At 54.6% G+C, this 21,110-nt stretch carries 19 protein-coding genes and 1 riboswitch; of the genes, 2 read left to right on the top strand and 17 right to left on the bottom strand.

Translation table 11 applies throughout. The features are described 5' to 3' along the window. Nucleotides 1-13: 13 nt before the first annotated feature. The 13 genes from cobI to motA all read right to left on the bottom strand — a co-directional run bounded on the left by cobI (nt 14) and on the right by motA (nt 13,492). Nucleotides 14-715: a precorrin-2 C(20)-methyltransferase gene (cobI, locus tag FZ041_RS11475; protein ID WP_149189655.1), complete on the bottom strand. Its 702-nt coding sequence runs from the start codon at nt 713-715 to the stop codon at nt 14-16. A 127-nt stretch (nt 716-842) separates the two neighbouring features. Beyond that, nucleotides 843-1,016, bottom strand: a riboswitch (cobalamin riboswitch). 167 nt (nt 1,017-1,183) lie between these two features. After that, a complete protein-coding gene (locus tag FZ041_RS11470; RefSeq protein ID WP_149189654.1) occupies nt 1,184-2,314 on the bottom strand; it encodes a sodium ion-translocating decarboxylase subunit beta in 1,131 nt (376 codons plus the stop codon). 21 nt (nt 2,315-2,335) lie between these two features. Further along, on the bottom strand, nt 2,336-2,704 hold the full coding sequence (locus FZ041_RS11465; RefSeq protein WP_075442937.1) for an OadG family protein: 369 nt from the start codon (nt 2,702-2,704) through the stop codon (nt 2,336-2,338). Nucleotides 2,705-2,849: 145 nt separating this feature from the next. Beyond that, entirely contained in the window at nt 2,850-3,650 is an 801-nt protein-coding gene (locus FZ041_RS11460) for a sirohydrochlorin cobaltochelatase (protein ID WP_149189653.1), read from the bottom strand. A gap of 2 nt (nt 3,651-3,652) precedes the next feature. After that, nucleotides 3,653-5,002: a phosphoglucosamine mutase gene (glmM, locus tag FZ041_RS11455; protein WP_149189652.1), complete on the bottom strand. Its 1,350-nt coding sequence runs from the start codon at nt 5,000-5,002 to the stop codon at nt 3,653-3,655. Nucleotides 5,003-5,047: 45 nt separating this feature from the next. Continuing rightward, a complete protein-coding gene (locus FZ041_RS11450) occupies nt 5,048-6,670 on the bottom strand; it encodes an NAD(P)/FAD-dependent oxidoreductase (RefSeq protein ID WP_149189651.1) in 1,623 nt (540 codons plus the stop codon). A 25-nt stretch (nt 6,671-6,695) separates the two neighbouring features. Beyond that, nucleotides 6,696-7,637, bottom strand: a complete 942-nt coding sequence (locus FZ041_RS11445) for a CdaR family protein (RefSeq protein WP_075442928.1) — start codon at nt 7,635-7,637, stop codon at nt 6,696-6,698. Next, complete coding sequence (gene cdaA, locus FZ041_RS11440) at nt 7,634-8,473, bottom strand: diadenylate cyclase CdaA (protein ID WP_075442926.1); 840 nt, start codon at nt 8,471-8,473, stop codon at nt 7,634-7,636. Before cdaA ends, FZ041_RS11445 begins: the two co-directional genes overlap by 4 nt. Nucleotides 8,474-8,649: 176 nt before the next feature. Further along, nucleotides 8,650-9,672 (bottom strand): branched-chain amino acid aminotransferase, encoded by a 1,023-nt coding sequence (locus FZ041_RS11435; RefSeq protein ID WP_149189650.1) that lies wholly within the window; start codon nt 9,670-9,672, stop codon nt 8,650-8,652. 134 nt (nt 9,673-9,806) lie between these two features. Continuing rightward, on the bottom strand, nt 9,807-11,369 hold the full coding sequence (locus FZ041_RS11430; RefSeq protein ID WP_075442922.1) for an NAD(P)H-hydrate dehydratase: 1,563 nt from the start codon (nt 11,367-11,369) through the stop codon (nt 9,807-9,809). Next, nucleotides 11,366-11,743, bottom strand: coding sequence for a holo-ACP synthase (gene acpS / locus FZ041_RS11425; protein ID WP_075442920.1), 378 nt, complete (start codon nt 11,741-11,743; stop codon nt 11,366-11,368). Before acpS ends, FZ041_RS11430 begins: the two co-directional genes overlap by 4 nt. 92 nt (nt 11,744-11,835) lie before the next feature. Beyond that, nucleotides 11,836-12,714, bottom strand: coding sequence for a flagellar motor protein MotB (locus tag FZ041_RS11420; protein WP_075442918.1), 879 nt, complete (start codon nt 12,712-12,714; stop codon nt 11,836-11,838). A gap of 4 nt (nt 12,715-12,718) precedes the next feature. After that, the gene (motA, locus tag FZ041_RS11415) at nt 12,719-13,492 is read right to left on the bottom strand and encodes a flagellar motor stator protein MotA (protein ID WP_075442916.1); all 774 of its coding nucleotides are present in this window, start codon (nt 13,490-13,492) and stop codon (nt 12,719-12,721) included. A 244-nt stretch (nt 13,493-13,736) separates the two neighbouring features. Between motA and FZ041_RS11410 the strand changes: the two genes are divergently transcribed. Continuing rightward, nucleotides 13,737-14,624 (top strand): LysR family transcriptional regulator, encoded by an 888-nt coding sequence (locus tag FZ041_RS11410; protein WP_149189649.1) that lies wholly within the window; start codon nt 13,737-13,739, stop codon nt 14,622-14,624. Between the two features lie 44 nt (nt 14,625-14,668). On the opposite strand, the gene FZ041_RS11405 is transcribed toward FZ041_RS11410, so the two are convergent. Both FZ041_RS11405 and FZ041_RS11400 read right to left on the bottom strand, forming a co-directional pair. Beyond that, the gene (locus FZ041_RS11405; protein WP_149189672.1) at nt 14,669-15,943 is read right to left on the bottom strand and encodes a nickel-dependent lactate racemase family protein; all 1,275 of its coding nucleotides are present in this window, start codon (nt 15,941-15,943) and stop codon (nt 14,669-14,671) included. 84 nt (nt 15,944-16,027) lie between these two features. Beyond that, nucleotides 16,028-17,368 carry an anaerobic C4-dicarboxylate transporter gene (locus FZ041_RS11400; protein ID WP_075442910.1) on the bottom strand — a complete coding sequence of 447 codons (1,341 nt, stop codon included), beginning with the start codon at nt 17,366-17,368 and terminating at the stop codon, nt 16,028-16,030. 473 nt (nt 17,369-17,841) lie between these two features. Between FZ041_RS11400 and FZ041_RS11395 the strand changes: the two genes are divergently transcribed. Then, complete coding sequence (locus FZ041_RS11395) at nt 17,842-19,077, top strand: LL-diaminopimelate aminotransferase (RefSeq protein ID WP_149189648.1); 1,236 nt, start codon at nt 17,842-17,844, stop codon at nt 19,075-19,077. Nucleotides 19,078-19,133: 56 nt separating this feature from the next. On the opposite strand, the gene FZ041_RS11390 is transcribed toward FZ041_RS11395, so the two are convergent. After that, a complete protein-coding gene (locus FZ041_RS11390; RefSeq protein ID WP_075442906.1) occupies nt 19,134-19,445 on the bottom strand; it encodes a hypothetical protein in 312 nt (103 codons plus the stop codon). A gap of 34 nt (nt 19,446-19,479) precedes the next feature. After that, a complete protein-coding gene (locus tag FZ041_RS11385) occupies nt 19,480-21,018 on the bottom strand; it encodes a hypothetical protein (RefSeq protein WP_149189647.1) in 1,539 nt (512 codons plus the stop codon). Nucleotides 21,019-21,110: the final 92 nt, after the last annotated feature.

The following is a 21,110-nucleotide window of genomic DNA, read 5'->3' as shown; positions in this document are numbered from 1 at the left end:
TCAACCATCCCGCTTAGTTTTTCCGCGTCAGGATAGTCGATAAGTAATTCAGTTTTTCCTCTTTATGCGCCTCGATGTCCTCGATGATGCGTTCATCGGGAAGACCTGCACGGCTTACGAGCACAGCCTGCTTGGCCATATCGTTGCGGGCCAGCATATCCGTGATTTCAGCGAAATTCTTGTACACCTTCATGAGCACGACATTATCGGCCGACTGCACAGCTTTTTCGACCTTCTCCGGCGAAGCTGTTGCCGGCACGATGCTAAGCACATCGTCGCCCTCAACGATCGGATACCCCATCTGGCTGCCGATTGCCGCAAATGCCGGAATGCCCGGGATTGTCTGGATTTCGATATCTTCATGCTCCAGCAAGCGGTAAACATAGATGTATGTGCTATAAAACATCGGATCGCCGAGCGTCAGGAAAGCCACATTCTTGCCCGCCTTCAAAAGTGCCAGGATTTCCTTCTTATTCGACTCCCAGGCATCGGTATTGTTCTCTGCAAACCCCTTGACCATCGGGAATACCTGATAGACAATCTCGATATCCTTCTTCAGATATGGTTTGGCAATCGAAAGCGCCACACTGCCATCCTTCTTCTCTGTCTTCGGTGCAATCAGCACATCAACCTTCTCGATGGCACGGATTGCCTTGATTGTCAAGAGCTCCGGATCGCCAGGGCCCACACCAATACCATAAAAAATTCCGCTCATACTTCTGATAACCTCCACCTGCTACTTGGTTTACACCATAAAAAAAGCCTTCTCCACGCAGAGAAGGGACTCCACTATACGCCGAATCCCCTCCCCATCGTTCGTAGGTGCGAAAGCCTGCACTTTCACGGTGATTTTCAGACTGGCAGTTCTCCTGACTCTGCCTCATCAAACCTCAAGCCTTCCCAGCAAACTGCCAGTGACATATTATGAGATTCTCCGCATTACAGTGGCGTGACCGTACCGGCATCGCACCGGTTTCTCTATTAAGCCTCACGGCACCCGTCCATTTACAAATTTTACACCGATGCATACGGCCTGTCAATCGACAGCACTGGCACCTTTATGTTCAAATTGCAGAGTGTCCGTAAGCGCAGAAATCAGAAAGAACGCAGAAACCTGCAATTCGGTAAAGCAAAAGCCCGCTGACTCATATCTTGAATCAGCGGGCTTACCTATTCTATGAACTTATTTGAGCATAGCCAGCATCGTACCAGCAGCTACTGCCGTACCGATGACGCCAGCAACGTTCGGGCCCATGGCATGCATGAGCAGGTAGTTGCCCGGTTTTGCCTTCATGCCAACCACCTGGCTGACGCGTGCTGCCATCGGCACTGCCGATACACCAGCCGAGCCGATCAGCGGGTTGATCTTCCAGCCGGACACACGGCACATGATCTTGCCGAACAGGACACCGCCAGCCGTACCAGCGATGAAAGCCACAAGGCCAAGGCCGATGATCATGAGCGTCTGCGGAACGAGGAAGTCATCGGCATTCATCGTCATGCCAGTACCCGTTGCGAGGAAAATCGTAACGATGTTGCAGAGCGAATTCTGCGCCGTATCCGAGAGGCGGTCCATGACGCCGGACTCACGGAACAAGTTGCCGAGCATCAAGCAGCCAAGCAGCGACGCGATTGGCGGCAGCAGCAGGCTGATGACGATTGCAGCAACGATTGGGAAGCAGACACGCTCGAACTTCGTAACCGGACGCAACTGCTCCATGGCCACCTCACGCTCTTTCTGCGACGTCAAGAGCTTCATGATCGGCGGCTGGATCAGCGGAACCAGCGACATGTAGGAGTAAGCGGCTACGGCAATCGCGCCCAGGAGGTGCGGTGCCATCTGGATGGAAAGATAGATAGCCGTCGGGCCATCAGCACCACCGATGATGCCGATAGCGCCAGCTTCCTGTACGTTGAAGCCCAGGAGCATTGCGCCGACGAGGGCGACGAAGACACCGATCTGTGCAGCTGCCCCCAGGAGCAGGGTAACCGGGCGGGCGAGCAGCGGGCCGAAGTCCGTCATCGCACCGATGCCCAGGAAGATCAGCGGCGGGAAAATCTCATTGGCGATACCATAGTGGATAGCCTGCATAAGGCCCGGCTCCGTGAAGAAGCCCGTGCGCGGGAAGTTTGCCAGCACGCAGCCGAAGGCGATCGGCCCCAGGAGCAGCGGCTCAAACTCCTTGACAATGGCCATATAGAGCAGCAGCAAACCCACGAGGATCATGATGCCATTGCCCATGGTGAATGCCGAAAAACCGCTGTCAGCCCAAACCGACTGCAGGGAAACGGCAAATGCATTCAAAAGTTCCATAATATTTCCTCCTTCCCTGCCTTAGCCCCGGTTTGCCATCTGTGCACGGCCGGAATTTTTCCAAGCATCACGCGGCAACGGGCGAATCGCACGAACCTGCTCCATGCCATAGCCATAGCTGGCAATCGCTGCAGCGATGACGGCGACGATCTCCGGGGAAATCCCCTCCTCGGCAGCTGCCGTCCCGGCTGCCGGCGCGCTTTCCACAGGCGCAGCAGCTGCTTCTGCCGGTGCGGGTGCGGCCTCTTCCTGCTTTTCCTGTTTCGGTTTCGTCGGATCGATGATGTGGATCAGATTGATGACAAGACCCAAAACCGTCAGAACCAGGAATACGACCGTCATGTTGATCAGCATGATGATCAAAGGATTCGTTGTTACTGGATGTGACATACACTCACCTCATTCAAATTAAACGATAATGCCTATATTGGGGGCTGTTGGTTAATTTATATTATAGAGGAATTTTCAAAAAATAAAAATATTTATATCGAATTCATATGATAGCCGAAAGTTATCCGAAAATTCCTCTTATCTTTTACCATTTGACTGCTGCCAGCGCCTGGCGCACCTTCTGGGCATAGAGTGCCCGGAAGGCTGGATGCTCACCCAGGCCGCGCATATCCGTCCGCACCGCAAAGCCTGCTGCCACGAGCTGGCTTTGCCAGGAGTCCGGATTGCTGCCGGCCATATCACGCGTGACATGGCTACCGCCGGAGAGGAGCAGCGGGGCCAGCAGCAACTTCCTGCTGCCGCGCTGCCGCAGGCGCTCCCTGACCATCGCCAGGTTCGGCGTATCCATCGGCTCCAGCACGCCGACATGCACCGGCAGCTGGCGGTCATCTGCCACCTGCTGCAGACGCTCATAAACCGGATTGTGCCGGTGCGGCGAGCCATGCCCGAACAGCACGAGCTCTTCCCCAGGCATCAGGCCCAGCGCCGGCAGGACAGCATCCAGCACGCGCCCATAGTCAGCCGGTTCTGCGAACACAGGCTGGCCGACGGCAAGCCCCGCAGGAAACAGCGCAGTTGCCTCATCGGCGGCCGCGCAGACCTTGTGGTCAAACTCCTCGCCAGGCGTCAGGTGAGACGGCTGTACCAGCACACGCGCAAAGCCAGCATCTGCCAGCTGCGTCAGCAGCTCCGGCAGGCTGAAGGCCTGCACGCCCGCAGCCACAAGACGCTTGCGGATAAAATTCGACGTGTACGCCTGATATACCTGCCAAGCGGGAAATTCCTGCTGCAAAAGCGCTGCCGCTGCATCAAGGCTGGCGGCACGCGCAGCTGCATCGCTGACGCCAAAGCTGGCCAGAACCAGCGCCTGTTTCTGACCGGTCAATTTCAGCCCTGCTCTTTCTTGACGACATCGGCGATGCGATGGCAGATGACATCAAGCTGTGCCTGATCGGGGCCTTCCGCCATGACACGAATCAGCGGCTCGGTACCGGACGGACGGACGAGGATGCGGCCATCATTGCCGAGCTCCTTGTTGCCTTCTTCGATAGCAGCCTTGATGGCCTCATTATCTTCCCAGCCCTCTTTCGTTGCGACGCGGACATTTACAAGCAGCTGCGGATACGTCGTCATGAGATTCGTGAGATCCGATGCCTTACGGCCGCTGCGCTTGACCGAAGCCAGCACCTGCAGCGCCGTGATTGGGCCATCGCCCGTCGTGCTGAAGTCCGTGAAAATGATATGACCGGACTGCTCGCCACCGATCTTGTATCCGTTCTTGAGCATGTTCTCAAGAACATAGCGGTCGCCGACCTGCGTGATTTCAACGCGGCCGCCAGCTTCTTTGATGGCCTTGTGGAAACCGATATTGGCCATGACCGTCGACACGACCGTATTGTACGGCAGCGTGCCCTTCTTCATCATATCCTGTGCACACATGACAAGGATGTGATCGCCATCGATGATCTGGCCTTTCTCATCCACACAGAGGCAGCGGTCCGCATCGCCATCGTGCGCAATACCGAAGTCAGCACCGTTTTCAATGACAGCCTTCTGCAGTGACTCCATATGTGTCGAGCCACAGTTCTCATTGATGTTGACGCCATTCGGCAGCGCATGGATGACCTTGACCTTCGCGCCGAGCGAACGAAGCACTTTCGGCATGACCTCATAGGCTGCACCATTTGCACAGTCAAGGACAATCTTCATGCCATCGAAACGCTCCTGGCAGGTGCTCTCGACAAACTCGATGTACTGGTTCAGCAGATCCGTGCGGTATTCGATATGACCGATGCGGTCGCCAGTCGGACGGGCAAAGTTATCATCGTTCTCCAGCTGATGCACGATGACCTCGAGCTCATCCTCGACAGCATCCGGCAGTTTGTAGCCGTCGCCACCGAAGAACTTGATGCCGTTGTCGTGGAACGGGTTATGGGATGCCGAGATGACAATACCGGCTTTGGCCTTGTGGCGGCGAGCCAGATAAGCGATAGCTGGCGTCGGAATGATGCCGGCGAGCATCGCACGGCCACCAGCCGAGCAGATACCTGCCGTAAGTGCCGCCTCGAACATCTCACCGGAAAGGCGCGTGTCGCGGCCAATCAGGATCAGCGGCTGCTCCTCGGAATCCTTGCCGAAATAAATCGTAGCTGCACGGCCAAGGCGATAGGCCATCTCCGGCGTCAGAACCGAATTTGCCTCACCGCGGACACCATCCGTACCAAACAATCTTGCCATAATATAATATCCTCCTATTTCGCAATAAGAAATCGCTATTTAGTATCAACTCTTAATAGTATGCACATTTTTGTCTAAAAATGCAAGTGCCGCTTTCATTCCGTCAACAGCCGCACTCATGATGCCGCCTGCGTAGCCAGCTCCTTCACCCATCGGATAGAGACCCGGCGTGGCCTCAGCCACAAAACTCACACGGTCGCGGCGGATACGGCAGGGCGCCGACGAGCGCGCCTCGATGCCCGTCATGACCGCTCCTTTGTCGGCAAAGCCCGGAATCTTGCGGTCAAACCACGGCAGAGCTCCCGTGAGCGTCTGCGCCATATAATCCGGCAGCAACGCGTGCAGGTCAACGGCCTTGACCCCCGGCTGATAGGTCGGCGTCGTCAGGAACTGCGTGGAGCCTGACGTGCCCCCCAGGAAGTCGCCCACCGTCTGCACGGGGGCATGGTAGTTGCGTCCGCCCAGCTCGAAGGCCAGTGCCTCGAGCTTATCCTGCAAGGCCATGCCCGCCAGCACCTCCTGCCCGAAATCGTCGGGGCCCACCTGCACTAGCAGGGCACTGTTGGCGATGCCCGAATCACGCTTGTAGTTGCTCATGCCATTCGTGCAGACATGTCCCTCAGCCGACGTCGCAGCGACGACCTGCCCGCCCGGACACATGCAGAACGAGTACGCTCCACGGCCCGTCACAGGGTCCTTGTAGGTCAGTGCGTAATCAGCGACCGGCAGGCGCGGATGACCGGCATCCTCGCCATACTGCGCCCGGTCGATGAACTCCTGCGGATGCTCGATGCGCACGCCCATGGCAAAGGGCTTGGCCTCCATGCGGATGCCCTTGCCCAGCAGCATCTTATACGTATCGCGGGCCGAATGGCCGATGCCGAGGAATACCGATGCGGCAGGCAGCCGCTCCTCGCCGTTGACGATCAGCGCTTCAACAGCCCCGGCCGCCGTGAGCTCGATATCCGTAACCTGAGCGCCAAAGCGCACCTGCCCGCCAAGCCGGATGATTTCCTGCCGGATGTTCTTGACGATGCCGCGCAAGAGATCTGTGCCGATATGCGGCTTATGCAGGTAGCGGATTTCCTCAGGAGCCCCCGCTGTGATGAACGCCTCGATGACATCCTGCATATGTACGTCGTTGATGCGTGTCGTCAGCTTGCCATCCGAGAACGTGCCGGCACCGCCTTCACCGAACTGCACATTCGACTGCACGTTAAGCGCCCCGCCCTGCCAGAACCGCTCGATATCAGCCTGCCGCGTATCGACATCCTGACCGCGCTCCAGCACGAGGGGCTGCCAGCCTGCCTTGGCCAGTGTCAGCGCCGCAAACATGCCCGCGGGGCCGAAGCCGACCACCACCGGACGCAGCTCCCTGCCCGTGAACTGGCGCAGAGCCGGCGCCGGCGCCGCTTCGTTCTTGACCACTTCTACGTTCTTGTCGCGCTTGAGGCGCTGCAAGACCTTCTTTTCCGGCTCTGCTACTGCTACATCGAGCACGTAGACAAACTGCACCGGCGCCCCATGATAACGGCGCGCATCTACAGCCTTACGCACAATTACCACCGCAAGCACAGCCTGCGGTGGTAATTTCAAGCGTCTGGCTGCAAGTTCCTCCAAGCAGGTCGCATCGGTGAATGGGACCTGAAAGTTTCTTATGCGAATCACTTGTAACCTTCACTCCAATATCTATTCACTTATCTTCTTTCGCCTTGACGACAAGATGGACTACTACGTCCGGATTCGTGACGGTCACGCCATCCGGCAGGATGAGCTTGACCGTCTTATCCATATTCTTCGTCACATCAGCCAGCGATATCGGCTCTGTCGACAGGGACGATACCGTGCTGGTCTTGGCCTCATCGCCGGCAATCTCGATCTTGACGGGGTCTACCTTGGCGCTGACCAGTTCCAGCTCACCGTTCAGGCTTCCCGTCAAGGCCGGCTTGACCGTGACGATCTTCGTCCGCAGGCCGCGCGCCATCTGTACGGTCACATACATGGACGTCGGATTCACAGTGACGCCCTGTACCTCACGGCCATCCACATTGATCGGCGTCAGCGGTACCTGCAAGGCAAAATCACTGTCGTTATTGCCATTGAGACCGATATAGCCGATCACGCGGTCGACCTCATTGACTGCTGACTCCGGCCCCTCGATGACTACCTTCGAGCTGGCCTGATTCACCTTGGCCACCGTGACTCCTGGTGCCGGGACACCATTGACGTTGATGGTCGCCCGCACGCGCCGCTCGATGATGCGGTCCAGCGTCACATCGATCGATCCCGGATTCTCCTCGACGACCTCAAAGCCCTGCGGCGTCTCCACATGGACCTTATAGGAATGCTTGCCATTTTCCGCATCCTTGAGGTCAACATACGCCTTGAAGTCCTCTGCCGAACTGTTCACGAACAGCGACCGCGCGGCGCGTACCTTGACCTTCACCGTCGGCGTCCCCTGCGTGATCTTATAGCCATCCGGCGCATTGCGGAGCTGCACCTGCACGGTGAAGCTGCTCTCGATAGCCGGATTCTGGTCATTCATGACATAGCCCCAAAGCACGATAGCCGATACCACGGCCACGATTTTGGCGACCAGATTGTGTTGTATCATATGGCGAAACGTTGAAATCATTTCTTCTTCCTCCAATTTCGCACCATATCCCGGATGCTTTCCTGCGGTGATGCAAAGGCCGGCATAAGCACCGCCCGCAGCGTGTCGATGTCGAGATGACGCATGATATGGCCATTTTCGGCCACCGAAATCGTTCCGGTCTCCTCACTGACGACGACCACCAAGGCATCGCACTGCTCCGACAGGCCGATGGCCGCGCGATGACGCGTGCCCAGCTCTGTCGACAGCGACCGGTTCTCGGTCAGGGGCAGCAGGCAGCCTGCTGCAATCAGGCGGTTGCCGCGGATCACGGCAGCACCATCATGCAGCGGCGTATTGACGATGAATACATTGAGCAGGAAGTCCGCCGAGATCAGGCCCTCGATGCGTATGCCGGTCGCACTGATGTCGTTGAGGCCCATATCGCGCTCGATGACCAGCAGCGCGCCTGTCTTGGTCGCCGACAGCTGCTTGACCGCTTTGGTGAGCTCATTGACGACCGAGCGCGCCTGCTCATCATTGAGCAAGGTCTGCGCCCCCCAGAAAGAGCCCTGTCCCAGATGCTCCAGTGCGCGCCGCAGCTCGGGCTGGAACACGATAGGCAAGGCGACAAACAAGAGCGTCACAGTCTTTTGCAGCAGCCACGAAATGACATGCAGCTCAAACCAGCTGCAGATCAGCGTCACCACGAGCAGCACCAGCACGCCCTTGACCAGCGTGATGGCCCGCGTGTCCTTGAGCATCACATAGATCTTATACAGGATCACGGCCACAATTATAATATCGAGCACATCGAACCAGCCGATGGTCGACAAAATTCCATGAAATTGTATCGGCATGGTTATATCAAACGGCATACGCAAAACTCCCTAACTTACTATCTTGTCTCCCTATCATAAAAACTATTCGTGTTCTTGATAAAGAATTCCTTGTTACCGCTAAAAAATTTTAGTACTAAAGTCTTAAAACAAACTGAAAAAACAGAAAAGACCTGCTGAAAGCCAGCAGGTCTTTGCCAAAAACTTCTATGCGCTTATTTGATCTCGCGGATCCAGCCCTCCGGCGCCTCGATGGTGCCCATCTGGATGCCACGGAGCTCGTGGTACAGCTTCGTGAGTACCGGGCCCATTTCCTCCATGCCGCTTGGGAAGCAGATTTCCTCGCCATGGTTCACGACTTTGCCGACCGGACAGATGACGGCAGCCGTGCCGCAAAGGCCAGCCTCAGCAAAATCCTTGAGCTCGGTGAACTTGACCGGACGATGCTCGACCGTATATCCCAGCTTCTCTGCCAGCGTCACCAGCGAACGGCGCGTAATCGACGGCAGGATCGAATCGGACTTCGGCGTGACGATCTTGTTGTCCTTCGTGACGAACAGGAAGTTAGCGCCGCCCGTCTCCTCGACATAGGTGCGCGTAGCTGCATCGAGATACATGTTCTCATCATAGCCATTCTCATGAGCCAGGATATACGGATGCAAGCTCATGGCATAGTTGAGGCCAGCCTTGATGTTGCCCGTACCGTGCGGGGCAGCACGGTCAAAATCACTGACGCAGATCGTGATTGGCTTGATGCCATTCTTGAAATACGAACCGACCGGCGTACCGAACAGGCGGAACTGATATTCATCAGCCGGCTTGACGCCGATGACCGGGCCCGTAGCGAACAGGTACGGACGCAGGTACAGCGCACCGCCCGTCTCATACGGCGGGATCCAATCAGCATTCGCCTTGACCACCTGATCGACAGCCTCGAGGAACATCTCCTCCGGGACCGGCGGCATCACGAGGCGTTTGGCCGAATCCACCATGCGCTTGGCATTCTGGTCCGGACGGAACGTCACGACCTTGCCATCTTTCGTCTTATATGCCTTAAGGCCTTCGAATACTTCCTGGCAATACTGCAGGATGCCTGCGCACTCATTGATAACGACATTGGCGTCCTCCGTGAGTCCGCCTTTGCCCCATTTGCCATCTTTGTAGTTTGCTACATAACGTTTCGTGATCGGCTGATAGCTGAATCCAAGATTTGCCCAGTCAACATTTACATTTGCCATGTTCATGCCCCTTTTCTTTTATCAAAGTAACTATATTCTAGTCCTCAGCTATACAGATGTCAATATGTAAAGTGTCCTTTTATCCACTTCCTGCATCATTTTTTTATTTCCGTATTTCTTGTACGCACATTCGTTTATTGTTTATACTGCATCTCCCGCAATTTCATCCGGGCTGCCGGTAAGTGCTCACGAATATCCGACGCGATGAGCGCCTCGCCCTTCGCCTCTGCTGCCAGGTCGCCCGCGAGCCCATGTAGGTAGACACCCAGCAGCGGGGCCAGCCCGCTTTCCGTCTGCTTCATGAGCCCCGCAATCGTTCCTGCCAGCACATCGCCGCTGCCCGCTGTCGCCATACCCGCATTGCCCTTCGTCGTGAAGAACGCATCCCCATCCGGATATGCGACCAGCGTGCACTCGCTCTTGACCACGAAGACACACTGATACTCCGCAGCTGCCTCGCGGACAATCGGCAGCAGGGACTCCCGCAGCTCTGGCACCGTCACGCCCAGCAGGCCAGCCATCTCGCCGAGATGCGGCGTGAGTACCGGCACCTGCGGCAGCCGGCTCAGATCATCCGGCTGACGGCTAAACGCATAGATCGCATCAGCGTCAAGAATCAGCGGTTTGCTGACGCGGGCAGCAAAGAGGCGTACAAGTTCCAATGTTTCTGCCGCCCGCCCGAGACCCGGGCCGATGAGCACTGCATCATAGGATTCAGCCAGCGAGAGCAGCTGCCCCAGCGCCTCTTCGCCGCCCAGGATGCCCTCCTTCGTCTCTGCCAAGGGCACGGTCATGACCTCGGTGAGCTTCGTCTCCAGGATATCATGCACGCTCTGCGGCACAGCCAGCGTCACGATGCCAGCACCAGCGCGCAGGGCCGACGAAGCGGCCAGTGCTGCTGCCCCCGTCATGCCATGGGATCCGGCGACCACGAGGATGCGGCCACAGCTGCCCTTATGGGCAGCCCGGCTGCGTGGCGGCAGCAGCCCCGCCGCCATCGCATCATCGAGCAAGGCCTGCTTGATTGCCGCATCCTGCAGCAGCTCACCAGGGATGCCGATATCATCGACCAGCAGCTGGCCCGTGAACTCTGCGCCAGGGCTCAACAGCTGCCCCACCTTCGGCAGCCCCAGCGACAGCGTAGCTGCCGCCTGCACAGCCACGCTGGGAACCCGGCCCGTATCCGCCTCGACGCCGCTGGGGATATCAATGGACAGCACCAGCTTGCCTGCACTGTTCACTTCTTCGATCAGGCGCAGCGTCTTCTTGCGCAACTCGCCCTCAAAGCCCGTACCAAGGATACCATCCACGATGCCCTCCGTGAACTTCAAGGCAAAATGCAGCCGGTCCCAATCGCGGTCACTCTCCAGGACATGCATCTCCACGCCCATCGCGTTGAGCGCCTTATGCATCGCCGCTGTTGCCGGCGAGAAATGCGCCATCTCCCCCGCAAGGAAGACCTTGAGCTTCGCTCCCATATTGTGCAGGTGCCGCGCCGCCGCCAGGGCATCGCCGCCGTTGTTCCCGCTGCCAGCCAGCACGCAGACATTCCTTGCCGCCACACCTGCCAGCAGTCTGTCCACTGCTTCAGCCGTCCTATGCCCGGCATTCTCCATCAGCACCAGCGCCGGCAGCCCGTATTTCTCTGCCGTCAGCTTATCGATATTGCGCATCTCTGCCTTCAATGATACCTTCATGTCGTTTCCTCCATCACACATTGTGCCGTTGCATATTCCCTCGTGTGGCTCAGGGAGATCCATACCTTAGCGATTCCCCGCTCCCGTGCCAGCCCTGCAAAATGACCGGTCAGCCTGACCTGCGGGCATCCCAGCGCATCAGGCAGGATCTCAATGTCCTGCAGCGTGCCTTCCCGCAGGCCGGTGCCGAACGCCTTGAGCACAGCTTCCTTGCCCGCAAAGCGCGCGGCATAGCTTTGGGCCCGTTGGGCACCACGGCTCTCACAGTATTGCTGTTCTGCCGCCGTATAGACCCGCGCACAGAACCGCGGATTGGCGATTGCCTTTGCCACCCGCGCCACCTCAACGATATCTGTGCCAATTCCCCGTATCAATGCCTCATCACCTCAACTACCATTATACAACAAATTTCCTTTCCATAGTAAAACAAGCCGACCCGTAAGCCGACTTGTCATGATTCATGAGATCAGTATGAAGTTCCTGCGATCGAACTGCCAGCCGAGCCAGATGTCGACGGGATATGATTCGTCGTGCCACTGGTAGGCATGCCATCCGCACCGGTATCCGGCTGCTCCGTCTTGCCACCGGACTTCTCGTCCGGATTGAACCGGTAGTTGCGGGCAATGAACACCTCTACGCGGCGGTTCTTTGCCCGCCCCTCATCGGTCTTGTTGTCCGCCAGTGGCCGATACTCACTGTAGCCGATAGCGCTGAAGCGCGCCGGATTCATCGACGGGTTGTTGGCCAGCAAGGCCTTCATGAAATTCATCGCACGCGTCGAGCTCAGCTCCCAGTTGGACGGGAACTGCGCCGTATTGATAGGGACATTATCCGTATGTCCCGATACGACCACGCGCTCCGGCACCGAGCCTAAAAGCCCGGCTACCACCGGGATGATGGACTGTGCCTGACCGACCAGCTGTGCTGACCCCGACGGGAACAAGGCCCGTTCCTTGATGCGGATCATAAGCCCTTCTTCGCTGAGCTCCGTGCTCAGCTGATCGTCCAGCTGGTTCTGGTCGATATATTCCTGCATTTTCTTCTGCAACTCCTCGAGCTGCTGGTTCTCTACCACATACGCGTGATTACCCTTGTCCTCGTCGGAGGGCATCTCGGCACGACGGCCAGCATTTGGGCCCATCTGACTGAAAAACGAAGGGCCGCCCATGTTGAACGCCGAGCTGAAAGCCTGCGACAGCTCGGACATCTTCTTCTGGTCCGTCTGGGAAATAGCAAACAGGGCGATGAACAGTGCCAACAGGAGTGTCATAAGGTCAGAATACGGCAGGAGCCACGGCTCGCCTTCATGTTCCTCATGAGGCGCAGCATGTTTCTTTCTAGCCATCAAATCACTCCTTCTTCAAACCTTCACGCTCGCTCTGCGGAATGAAGACCATGAGCTTCGCCTCGATCTGCGTCGGCGAATCGCCGGCCTGCAGAGAAAGGATACCCTCGATGATCATGCGCTTCTCGCTGACCTCAGCCTTGGACAGGAGCTTCAGCTTGTTGGCCATCGGCAGATAGACAACGTATGCGGTGAAGATACCGAGGATCGTAGCAACGAATGCTGCGGCGATTGCGTGCCCCAGCTTATTGACGTCGTTCAAGTTACCCAAGGCTGCGATAAGGCCGATAACGGCGCCCAATACACCAAGGGTCGGAGCATACAGGCCAGCCTGCTCCAGCATCGCACGGCCTTCGGCATGGCGCTCCTGCATGACTGCCAGCTCCGCATCCAATACATCGCCGACAAAGTCCGGATCCATACCATCGATGACCATGCTCAATCCCGTCCGGAAGAACGGATCATCAATATCCTGTACCTTGCTCTCCAAAGCCAGGATACCTTCACGACGGGCAATCTGGGAAAGCTCAATGAAAAGAGTCAGCAGCTCTGCCTTCTCGTGAAGTGCCGGTTTGAAAAAAACCATCTTGACCAGTCCAGGCAGCTTCTTCAGCTGATTCATATTGAACGCTGTAAACAAGCAGGAGAAAGTACCGCAGATGATGATAAGGAATGCTGCCGGGTTGTTTAATGAGCTGATCGGTGCACCCTTGATGATCATACCTACGAATACGGAGATAAGACCGCCTACTGCACCTATGACTGTTGAAATTTCCAAAATAAAAGCCCTCCTATTTCTTCCAATATCTTCCGTTGATTCCTTGGAATGAAATCCCAAATCTCGCTACATCTACTACTATACACTATTATAATTCCATGTGAATAGAAAAAATCCTACTGCTCCTGCGATAAAAAAAATTTTATTTTTCATGATAAATTTTCATTATCATATCATATATTTGTCAAAAGTATGGTATAATAAAAATATAATAAGACTAATTTATACAGAAAGAAGCGATAACATGGAATTACGACAACTTGAATATTTCCAGATGGCCAGCCGTCTGCGAAATATCACCCGGGCTGCCGAACGGCTCCGTGTCTCTCAGCCAAACATCACTGTGGCCATCAAGAAGCTAGAGGCTGAGCTCGGCATCCAGCTCTTCGACCGCAGCCAGAAGCAGCTGTCCCTCACGCCCGAAGGCGCGGTCTTCCTGAATCGCGTCGAACTTGCCCTGCGCAACATCCAAGATGCGGTTCTTGAAGTCAATGACTACAAACAGTTGCAGAAAGGCACCATCAAGATTGGTATCCCACCAATGATGGGTGCTTATCTGTTCCCGAAAATCTTCTCGAGCTTCCAGCGCCGCTATTCGCATCTCGATATCTTCATGCATGAAGAAGGTTCGATGTCAATCCGCGAACAGCTCGAACGTGACGAGCTTGACTTCGGCATCATTATCATCTCAGGTGCATCAAATCATCTGCAGCTGCTGCCGATGTCCAAGAATCAGGTCGTCTGCTGTGTGCCGGAAGACAGCCCGCTCGCCAAGAAAAAATCCCTTTCGCTGCAGGATGTCGCTGACGCAAATGTCGTCATGATGAAAGAAGGCTCTTTCCTGCGTCAGACCATCTTGTCCAAGATGAGTGCCGAAAACATCACGCCAAACATCGTTTTGGAATCCAACCAGGTCATCACGCTCAAGGGTCTTGTCGCCAGCGGCGTCGGTGTTGCTTTCCTTTTAGATATGGTAGTCGAAGACACACCGGGTGTCAAGGCTATTCCATTGTCCGATCCCATCTATGTCGATGTCGGCCTCGCCTGGAAGAAAGATCGTTACATCTCCAAGGCCGCCCAGTCCTTCATTGACTTCTGCAAGGATCTGCTCAAAAAGAAACAGGAAGCCTAAAAAATGGCTGTGACAAACGGATTTGTCACAGCCATTTTTTCGGCTTATTCTGCCAACAACGGCACCGTCAGGCTGCCAGTCGGCATCAATATGTAGCTGGGATCATCGCCCACATACTGACGGGCCAGCTCCAGCGCCTCTGCCACCGTGTCGACAGCACCGTCGAACAACATATCCTTGGCCAGCTGCCGGTCAAGCCCCGTCACAAGGATGAAATGGGCCTTCTTCGTGAGGCGTGTGACCGCATAGGCCTTATTGGCGCCGATCACGAAGCGCTCTTTGAGCTTGGCCTCGATTGCATCGGCCGTCTTGAGCTCGCGGCAGGCATCCTCAAGGACCTTGCTGCCGCTTCCCTCTTCGCATTCCGCCAGCAGGATGACGACACCACCCTGACGCGTCGCGAGCACGGCGTTATCCATCGTCTTCTGCATCTGATAGACATTGATGTCCTTCGGATAGCCGCCGCAGCTGGCAATCGTGATATCTGCCTGCTTAGCGATCGGCACGCCATAGACTTCATCGACAAACTTGCAGGCTTCCTGATGTGCCTTGATATAGTCGCCAGCAAAAATCCGCAGGAAACGGTGCTCTGCATCGAGGATCGCATTGAACAGGATGACACTGCGCCCCTTCGCCCAAAGGGCCACGCCCTCCATCTGATCCTCATAGACCGGGTTGCCCTCAGTACGTCCCAGGCCAGCATTGGGGTCCATCATGAAGCTGTGGTTCTTGCGGACCGTCTCCATCGCCGCACAGCCCGGCAGTACCGCCTTGCGACCTCCGCCATAGCCGCTGAAATAATGGTGCACGATGGTTCCCGTCAGGATCACATGATCGCTGTGGCAGATATGCTTATTGATCAGCACTGGCGTGAACCGGCTCGTCGTGCCAAAGTACTCGAAATCCTCCGGCACATTACAGTCGCTGTTGAACATCTTCAGACGGCCTGCAATCTCCTTGCCCACACCTTCTTCCATTTCCTGCTGAGTCATCAAGCGATGCGTGCCCAGTGAAAAGACAATCTGCATATTGGCATCGGGCACCCCGAGACGATTCAGCTCATTGACGAGCACCGGCATGAAATCAAAGCTATTGGCAACCCGCGTCGGGTCATTGCAGATGAATGTCACCGTATCGCCGGGTTTGATGACCTCATCGATCGGCGGCTGGCCGATCGGATGGTATACAGCATCCAGCACTGCCTGGGAGATATCCGTCAGCGGCTCCACCTTAGGCATCTCAATGACCTTGAGTACCTTTTCCTCATCGAGTTGAAATGATTTGGTTCCATGTCCATAGTGAAATTCATAATCCTTCATCAAAGCCTGCACCTCCAACAGTCCTCATATAGAAAAAGATGACATTTTTCAATGTCATCTTTTTCTTTGCTATCCAGCAATCGATCAATAGAGAATATGAGCCAGTACATAACCAACGCAGCAGCCCGTGAATACGCCCAGCAGACCTGGGATCATGAAGCTGTGGTTGAGGATGTATTTACCAATCTTCGTCGTACCCGAACGGTCAAAACCGATGCAGGCAAGGTCAGACGGATAAGTCGGCAGGAAGAAGTAACCATAGATTGCCGAGATGAAGGAAATGATGACAACCGGATCGGTGCCAATACCCAAAGCCATCGGGACAACGATAGATACAGCAGCTGCCTGCGAGTTAACGAGTTTCGAAGTGAAGAAGGCAATCAGTGCATATGCCCACGGATAGGTCTGTACAGCCGAACCAAGGACTTCCTTGAGGAATGCCATATGGTTGGAGAAGTACGTATCTGCCATCCAGGCAACGCCGTATACCGAGATGACTGCAACCAGACCAGAACGGAATACCTGGCTGTTGCCAACATCTTTTGCCTTGATCTTGCAAGTGAAGAGAATGATCGCACCCATGAACAGCATGATCATCTGGATGACCGTCGTCATGGAGATGGCCTTCATGACACCCTTAGCATTCGGGAAATGCGGCAGGAGCTGCGGGTTATTGCCCAGGAAGGCAATAACGATGATGCCGATGAAGAAGATGTACATCGCATGATAATACGAAGACGGGAGATCTTTGTCGATGAGACTTTCCGTATCACCATAAACGTACTCTTTAGCCTCCGGATCCTTGATGAGTTCCTGGAACTCCGGATCGTCTTCCAGATCCTTACCACGGGAATAGCTGTACATAGCGGCAACAATTACACCGCACAGCGTAGCCGGAATCGAAACCATGAGCAGGTTCAGTACCGTGTACGGCAGGCCAGCAGCGGAGAAGAAACCGATGAAGCCGACCAGTGCAACCGATACCGGCGATGCGCTGATACCCATCTGCGAGGAAACCGATGCAACAGCCATCGGACGCTCCGGACGGATGCCCTCTTTGATGGCGATATCATAGATGATCGGGAACATCGTGTAAACAACGTGGCCCGTACCGCAGAGGATCGTCAGCAGCCAAGTCGTGATTGGCGCATACAGCGTGATGCGTTTCGGATTGCTGCGCAGGAATTTCTCTGCGTACTTCAGCATGACCGTAAGACCACCCGACGTCTGCAGGAAGCCGGCGCAGGTAACAACCGCCATGATCGTGAGCATTACGTCAACCGGCGGTTTGCCCGGCTGATAGCCGAACACGAACGTGAAAATGATAAGACCGATAGCACTGACAACAGCCAGGCCGATGCCGCCATGACGCACGCCAACAATCAAGCATGCGAGCAGCACCAGAAAACCAAGAAGCATTTCCATAGTGAAAACTCCCCTTCCTAAAAAAAATAAACACAAAAACTCTTCCGTGCCCATTGCCTTACCTAACTGTCAAGCTCCCTACTCAACCATAGATAAGACCGACACAACATCTAGATCGATTGTATCGAATCCCCCTTGGCATACTAATTCTGCATAGCCTTCATATTTCCTGCTTCCATAAAAAATATTTTATCAACTATTCAGAAAAGTGCCAACTGTGATACATTCGGTCTAACCCTTGCTTATTATACTACAAAGTAATTTTATAAGTAAATACTATTTATTATAAAATTATTTAATGATTATTGGTATTTATCTTAACTTAAGTATCATTAATCATACTCAGTTACAAAAGAGCAAACTAAATCAAGCAAAGAAAAAAATTTCGATTTATTTATTGAGAATGCATATTAATGTGTTATAATATGCTAAAAAGTTATATTAGTAAACACATACTTCAGGAGGTTTTATTTATGGCATCTATTAATGATAACTATCTGAAATTGCCAGGAAGCTATCTTTTCGCCGAGATTGGACGCCGGGTTGCGGCATTCAAGGAGGCACATCCCGAGGCAGACATCATCCGCCTCGGCATCGGCGATGTTACCCAGCCGCTGCCAGCAGCCTGCATCGAGGCCATGCACACGGCCGTCGATGAGCTTGCCCATGCCGATACGTTCCGCGGCTATGGCCCAGAACAGGGCTATTCCTTCCTGACTGATGCCATCATCGAGCATAATTATACCCAGCGCGGTATCCATATCGATTCCGATGAGATTTTCGTCAGCGATGGCTCCAAGAGCGATTGCGGCAACATCCAGGAGATCTTCGGCCTTGACAACAAAGTCGCCATCACGGATCCTGTATATCCGGTATATCTTGACACCAACGTCATGGCTGGCCGCACGGGCACGTTGCAGGCAGACGGTCATTTCGAGGGCGTGACCTACCTGCCTTGCGACGCCAGCAACGACTTCGCACCTGCCCTGCCGGCCGAGCGTGTTGACATGATTTATCTCTGCTGCCCGAACAATCCGACGGGCACGACGCTTTCACGCGCCGAGCTCAAGAAATGGGTAGACTATGCACGGGAAAACCAGTCTGTCATCCTCTTCGATGCTGCCTACGCAGCCTACATCACGGAAGATGACGTTCCCCGTTCCATCTACGAGATCGAAGGGGCCAAGGAGGTCGCTATCGAGTTCCGCTCCTTCTCAAAGACGGCCGGCTTCACCGGCACGCGCTGCGGCTATACGATCATCCCCAAGACGGTCAAGGGACGCGCTGCTGACGGCACGCTTGTTGAGTTCAACAAGCTCTGGAACCGCCGCCATACGACGAAGTTCAATGGCACGGCCTACATCGTCCAGCGCGGCGCTGCTGCTATCTATACGCCGGAGGGCCAGCAGCAGGTCAAAGAGCTCGTCGGCTACTACATGGAAAATGCCCGCATCATCCGCGAAGGACTTGAGACGGCCGGCATCAAAGCCTATGGCGGCGTCAATGCTCCGTACATCTGGCTCAAGACCCCGAATGATATGCCGTCGTGGGACTTCTTCGACAAGCTGCTCACAGAAGTCAATATCGTCGGCACGCCAGGCGCAGGCTTCGGTCCCTGCGGCGAGGGCTACTTCCGCCTCACGGCTTTCGGCAACCGCGAGAATACGCTGCGCGCCGTGGAACGCATCAAAACAAAATTCCATATCTGATTTTCCTTGCAGATACAAGAAAAGACAGGCCTCAACAGCCTGTCTTTTTTATATGCTCAATGAAAAATGAAATTCATCAGCAGCCATGCCACAATGCCTACCCCAGCCAAGACCAGCAGCACTGGCATGACGGCAAAGACGAAGATGCCTGCCACCGCCAGCAGGACCAACACGATAGCGATCCGTGTCAGCCAGGTGGAATTGCTGAAAAGGAGATCCTTCCAGCTCAGCGTGTGGAACGTGATCCGCTGATACGGATCTTGCTTCGGTGCCTCCTCAGCACCAGTATTCTCATCAATGGTTACACCATCATAATCATTCCGTTCGGAATTCGACATGACGCGAACCTGTGGATTCTTATCTTCCATTCACGTACACCTCCATGAAAAGGCATCACATATACTATTCCCAATACAGGGAGCGGATAAAACCTTCCTCTGTCAGGTACCTGGGATCGAACCGTACCGTCCCCAGCTGTACCCGCACATCATCCATGCAAGCAAATACATCCTCTGCCGACGTGCCTAAAAACTTGACGATCTCAGGGACCGAAACAACATCAGAGCCATTGATCTCCGCAAACTTCAGGAACACCGCCGTAACCAGCACCGACTTATCGACCAGCTCATACGCCTGCCCCAAGGCAGCGATATAGTCCGAAAACAAACGGCAGACAAGCTGGGCCGAATATTTGCTGATGCCAAACTTCAAGGAGAAGCGCACCAGCCCCCGGCGATCTTCCTCTGACAGCTGCCAGATCACATTTCCTGTCCGCTTTACCGGCGGCTTGACCACATGGTTCGGTACAACATTTAGCTGCGCGAAATGCGCCAGGATATTCATCGTATGGCGCACAGCCCCTGCCTCACGGACTAGAAAGGCTTCGAGGGTGGCCTCAGGCTGCTGGTATTTGAAGAGTTCGTACTGCTTGAAGATCTCCTGGCGCATCCGCCGCTGCAGCTTGCGGCTGGCAGGAAGTATCGTGACATAGTTGAGCATCATGACACCCTTGTTGTGGACATGTCCATACAACAGGCAGTCATCGATGCCGCCATCCATCAGGATCGGCATCGGCAGCTCTATGGGTTCATCCGTAAGCAGATTATGGCAGGAAACAAAATCGACATCATAATAATCGATTGCATAGATCCCAAACTTTGCCTGCATCAGATCCAATAAGATATCACATTCCGCCGCCGACAGATTCTCTTTCTCCAGGCGGTAGTAAAAACGGATCGGCGTCTCATCCGAGGCCAGCATATGATAATCAAACAGGAAGAAATCCCAGAAGCCTATCCAGAAGGACTGCTGGTCTTCCTCCGGCAGCCTGCTGTAAGTATCACCATCCGGCCCCACAAACATTGTCATGGCCCGGTCCATATCGGAACGATACTTCGCCTGCTGGAAAAAATCGTCCATGCGATGCAGCAGGGCATCCATCATCTGATTCAGCTGCTGCATGTCTTCATCGGAAACCTCGTCCTGATGCTCCAAGGAATTATAGAATTCGTCCTGCATGCGGCGCGGCGGCATGACAAAGTTTTTCTGCAAATAAAAGGACTGTTTCACATCGTGCAAGAACGAACGCAGATCCTCTTTAGGGCTATTCTTGCAGGCAAAGCTGAAAAAATCCTCAATAAGCGCCACGATTTTCATCACTGGCGCCTCTTCCAGCACAAATTCCTTGTCGTCCTGCGCATAGCGGTAAATCACCTCGTGAAGATCATTGATGGTCAATGACTCCAGCGAGTAGAGATGCAGCTGCTCAACATAGGAAAGCAACAGCGAGATAAGTACCCAAATCCGTCTGAGTTCCTCATCATCAGCCCCCTGCCAAGCCTTGCGGCGCAAATATTTCTCGACGACATTTTGAGGCAAGATCATATCATAGTTGAAATCGCTTTCGTAGAAGTGCTCTACCAAAACATATACATTACTCATAACTGCGAGTCCCCAATATATATATAGTCACAAAGTGTATTATAACATAATGGATGAAAAAAAGACACCCGCCATGCGGATGTCTTTTGCTT

The sequence above is a fragment of the Pseudoselenomonas caprae genome (assembly GCF_008271345.1).
Classification (GTDB): Bacteria; Bacillota; Negativicutes; order Selenomonadales; family Selenomonadaceae; genus Selenomonas_A; species Selenomonas_A caprae.
The sequence above is the reverse complement of the archived record's forward strand: the minus strand, read 5'-3'. Positions and strand labels throughout refer to the sequence as shown.

Coding starts and splice junctions, on each gene's coding strand:
- FZ041_RS11385 (WP_149189647.1), bottom strand. CDS start 21,018: ATGAGTAATGTATATGTTTTGGTAGAGCACTTCTACGAAAGCGATTTC.
- FZ041_RS11395 (WP_149189648.1), top strand. CDS start 17,842: ATGGCATCTATTAATGATAACTATCTGAAATTGCCAGGAAGCTATCTT.
- FZ041_RS11435 (WP_149189650.1), bottom strand. CDS start 9,672: ATGGCAAATGTAAATGTTGACTGGGCAAATCTTGGATTCAGCTATCAG.
- cobI (WP_149189655.1), bottom strand. CDS start 715: ATGAGCGGAATTTTTTATGGTATTGGTGTGGGCCCTGGCGATCCGGAG.
- FZ041_RS11465 (WP_075442937.1), bottom strand. CDS start 2,704: ATGTCACATCCAGTAACAACGAATCCTTTGATCATCATGCTGATCAAC.
- FZ041_RS11390 (WP_075442906.1), bottom strand. CDS start 19,445: ATGGAAGATAAGAATCCACAGGTTCGCGTCATGTCGAATTCCGAACGG.
- cdaA (WP_075442926.1), bottom strand. CDS start 8,473: ATGCCGTTTGATATAACCATGCCGATACAATTTCATGGAATTTTGTCG.
- FZ041_RS11445 (WP_075442928.1), bottom strand. CDS start 7,637: ATGATTTCAACGTTTCGCCATATGATACAACACAATCTGGTCGCCAAA.
- FZ041_RS11420 (WP_075442918.1), bottom strand. CDS start 12,714: ATGGCTAGAAAGAAACATGCTGCGCCTCATGAGGAACATGAAGGCGAG.
- FZ041_RS11410 (WP_149189649.1), top strand. CDS start 13,737: ATGGAATTACGACAACTTGAATATTTCCAGATGGCCAGCCGTCTGCGA.
- FZ041_RS11400 (WP_075442910.1), bottom strand. CDS start 17,368: ATGGAAATGCTTCTTGGTTTTCTGGTGCTGCTCGCATGCTTGATTGTT.
- FZ041_RS11405 (WP_149189672.1), bottom strand. CDS start 15,943: ATGAAGGATTATGAATTTCACTATGGACATGGAACCAAATCATTTCAA.
- FZ041_RS11470 (WP_149189654.1), bottom strand. CDS start 2,314: ATGGAACTTTTGAATGCATTTGCCGTTTCCCTGCAGTCGGTTTGGGCT.
- FZ041_RS11430 (WP_075442922.1), bottom strand. CDS start 11,369: ATGAAGGTATCATTGAAGGCAGAGATGCGCAATATCGATAAGCTGACG.
- glmM (WP_149189652.1), bottom strand. CDS start 5,002: ATGGCAAGATTGTTTGGTACGGATGGTGTCCGCGGTGAGGCAAATTCG.